General features: G+C 69.6%; 4 protein-coding genes. All 4 read left to right on the top strand.

Translation table 11 applies throughout. The annotated features are described in order from the left end of the window. The first annotated feature begins 87 nt into the window (after positions 1–87). On the top strand, positions 88–672 hold the full coding sequence (gene pth / locus VHB92_RS07185) for an aminoacyl-tRNA hydrolase (RefSeq protein WP_325452858.1): 585 nt from the start codon (positions 88–90) through the stop codon (positions 670–672). Between the two features lie 34 nt (positions 673–706). Continuing rightward, on the top strand, positions 707–1408 hold the full coding sequence (locus tag VHB92_RS07180) for an alpha/beta fold hydrolase (protein ID WP_325452856.1): 702 nt from the start codon (positions 707–709) through the stop codon (positions 1406–1408). A 124-nt stretch (positions 1409–1532) separates the two neighbouring features. Then, the gene (locus VHB92_RS07175) at positions 1533–2243 is read left to right on the top strand and encodes an alpha/beta fold hydrolase (RefSeq protein WP_325452854.1); all 711 of its coding nucleotides are present in this window, start codon (positions 1533–1535) and stop codon (positions 2241–2243) included. Positions 2244–2452: 209 nt separating this feature from the next. Next, the coding region (locus VHB92_RS07170) for a DUF222 domain-containing protein (RefSeq protein WP_325452852.1) at positions 2453–3112 on the top strand (660 nt) is incomplete at its 3' end.

The raw sequence follows: 3112 nt of genomic DNA, 5'->3' as shown, positions 1-3112 counted from the left end.
GCCGAGGCGACCGAGGAGGCCGAAGAGGCCGCGCAGGCGGAGGCGGCGGAGACCGGCTCCGCCGAGTAGCCGGACCGGAACACACGCATGGCGGAACAGCCCTGGCTCGTCGTCGGCCTCGGCAATCCCGGCACGCAATACGAGCGCACGCGACACAACATCGGACAGATGGTCGTGGACGAGCTCGCGCGCCGGGCGTCCGTCGTGTTCAAGTCGCACAAGACCAATGCGAGGGTCGCCGAGGGACGCATCGTCCCCGGCGGCCCTCGCCTGGTTCTGGCCAAGCCGAACACGTACATGAACGTGTCGGGAGGGCCCGTCGCGCAGCTCATGCGGTTCTACTCGCTCGAGCCGGAGCGGCTGATCGTGGTGCACGACGAACTGGACATCCCCTTCGACACCCTCAAGCTCAAGTCCGGCGGCGGGCACGGCGGCCACAACGGGGTGCGTGACATCGCGAGTGCACTCCGCACGCCGGAGTTCACGAGGGTACGCGTCGGCGTCGGGCGACCGCCGGGCCGCACGGATGCCGCCGACCACGTGCTCAGCCCGTTCACCGCGACGGAGCGGCAGGCGTTGCCGAGCCTCGTGTCCGATGCGGCGGATGCCGTCGAGCTCGTCACCACGGACGGCCTGCTCGCGGCGCAGCAGCGCTACCACAGCCCGGCGTAGACGCCTGGCCGCGCTCCGCCGTTAGCCTGCACGCATGCAGCTTTTCACTCGGGAGTGGGGTGAGGGAGACCGGGTCGCCGTGCTCATCCACGGCATCTTCTCCAGCTCCGGAAACTGGCAGAGCCTCGGTCCCGTGCTGGCCGATCGCGGATACCGGGCGATCGCCGTCGACCTGCCGGGGCATGGCAGGAGTCCACGCGCGCCGCATTACTCGATCGACCTCTATGCCGACAGCGTTCTGGAGAGCGTACCCGGACATCCAGACCTCGCGATCGGGCACTCCCTGGGCGGACTGACGCTGGCGGCCGCCGTCGATCGCCTGCGGCCCGCGCGCGCCGTGTACGTGGACCCGGCCTTCACGGCGCCGGCGCTTCCGTGGTGGCAGCGCATGCTCGCGGCGCCGTTCGCGCGCAGGCTGCTCTCCTCGGATGCCGCTGCTATCGCCAAGAGCAACCCGCGCTGGTCCCAAGCCGATGTGGACGCCGAGGCCGAGGACTTCACCAGGTTCGATCGCAAGGCGCTCAGCTTCCTGCGTGGCGACGAGATGACGGCTCCGACCGCGATGGTCGTGCCTTCGCTGCTCGTGCTGGCAGACGGATCGCGTCTCGTCGGGACAGAGCTGGCCGATCGGTTGCGCACGCTGGGATTCGAGGTGCGCGTCGTCCCCGGTGCCGGCCATACCGTCAACAGGGATGATTTCGACGGGTTCCTGAAGGCGCTCGACGGCTGGATCTGAGCGGAGCGTTCGTCGAGCCGGCGGGCGGCACCGGCGCAGACCGACCCGAGGGCGCCGACGTCCGCCGTGACGGATCACAGCACGCGTGGACCTGGCACTCAAGGTGCCGTCGTAGCGTGGCGGTATGCAGCTTTTCACGCGCGAGTGGGGAGCAGGCGATCGCGTGGCCGTTCTGGTGCACGGCTTGTTCAGCAGCTCGAGAACCTGGCACAGGCTCGGGCCGGACCTCGCGGAGCGCGGTTATCGCGTCGTCGCCGTCGATCTCGCCGGACACGGCCGCAGCCCGCGGCTGGAGTCGTATTCGATCGCCTCGCTCGTGCGCAGCATCGCCGACACGGTGCCGTTGAAGCCCGAGCTCGCGATCGGCCATTCGCTGGGCGGCCTCACCTTGTCCCGGCTCATCCGTCGGCTGCAGCCGGGACGCGCCGTGTACATCGACCCGGCGTTCCTCGGCACGCGGCTGCCGTGGTGGCAGCGGGCGGGCGCGCCCATGCTGTTCCGCAGCCTGCTGAGCCGGGGCGCAGACGCGGTCGCCCGCAGCAACCCGCGATGGCATCGGGACGACGTGGAGATCGAGGTGGGCGACTATGCGGCCTTCGACCGTCGTTTCCTGCGCCGTTTCGGCGACGGCAAAGCGATGCCGCTGACGCCTCCGGACCGGATGGCCGTGCCGTCGCTCGTTATGCTCGCCGACCGCTCGCGGATGGTCAGCTCATCCGTCGCCGATCGTCTGCGTCGCACCGGCTTCGAGGTGCGTACGGTCGCCGGCGCCGGGCACACCGTGCACCGGGACGATTTCGCGGGCTTCCGCAGCGCGCTGTCCGGCTGGGTGTGACCGCAGTTCCGCTGCGTGCGGGGTGCTGACGCCGCGTGCATGAGAAGTCGTCAGTGAGGGGGATCGGCGCTGCGTCCGCTGTGGGCTCTGACTGATTCGACTCTCCCTCCACAGGGGGTTCGAGATGAGAGTTGTCCACAGGAGAAATACCTGATCAAAGGCTAAAACTCGTACCGTGGTTGTCAGTGGTGCCTGCTTGACTGTGAGGTATGGACGACCTCGCACCAGCACTCCAGGCGCTCGCCGACGCGACCTCCGAGCTGGTGCATCCTGGCGGTGTCACCGGTCTCGTCGATGACGACCTGCTCGCCGTCACCGCGGCCGTCGAAGCTCTCGGCCGTCGCGTCGACGCGTTGCGCGTCCACTGTGCAGGTGAACTCGCCGAGCGCTCCCGCCGTGAGCTGGGCCTCGATCGCCTTTCCGCGAAGAAGGGATGCCGCACACCGGTCGAGCTCATCGCCCGCGTCGCGCGCGTGGCCGAGTCGACGGCTGCGCGGCGCATCCGCCTCGGGTCCGAGGTCCGGGTGCGAACGTCGCTCATCGGAGAGGACTTGCCGCCGCGCTTCGAGTCCGTTGCCGACAGCCTCGCGTGTGGCGAGCTGGGCGTGGACTCGGCGCAGGTCATCGTCGCGGCACTGGCGCCGATCAAACTCAGAGTCGACGCTGACGAGTGGATGACAGCACAGCGCCACCTCGTTGCCGACGCGGTCGGCGCATCTGGGCCGGCGTTCACTCCCGATCAGACCCGAGTTCAGGCGACGGTGTGGCAGACGGCGCTCGACCGGGACGGCGTCGAGCTGCGCGCCGAGGAGGCCATGCGGCACCGCGGGCTGACCCGGCTCGGCACGCGCGACGGCCTCGTGCGCTAC

The sequence above is a fragment of the Humibacter sp. genome, from assembly GCF_035547335.1.
Lineage (GTDB): Bacteria > Actinomycetota > Actinomycetes > Actinomycetales > Microbacteriaceae > Humibacter.
The sequence above is the reverse complement of the archived record's forward strand: the minus strand, read 5'-3'. Positions and strand labels throughout refer to the sequence as shown.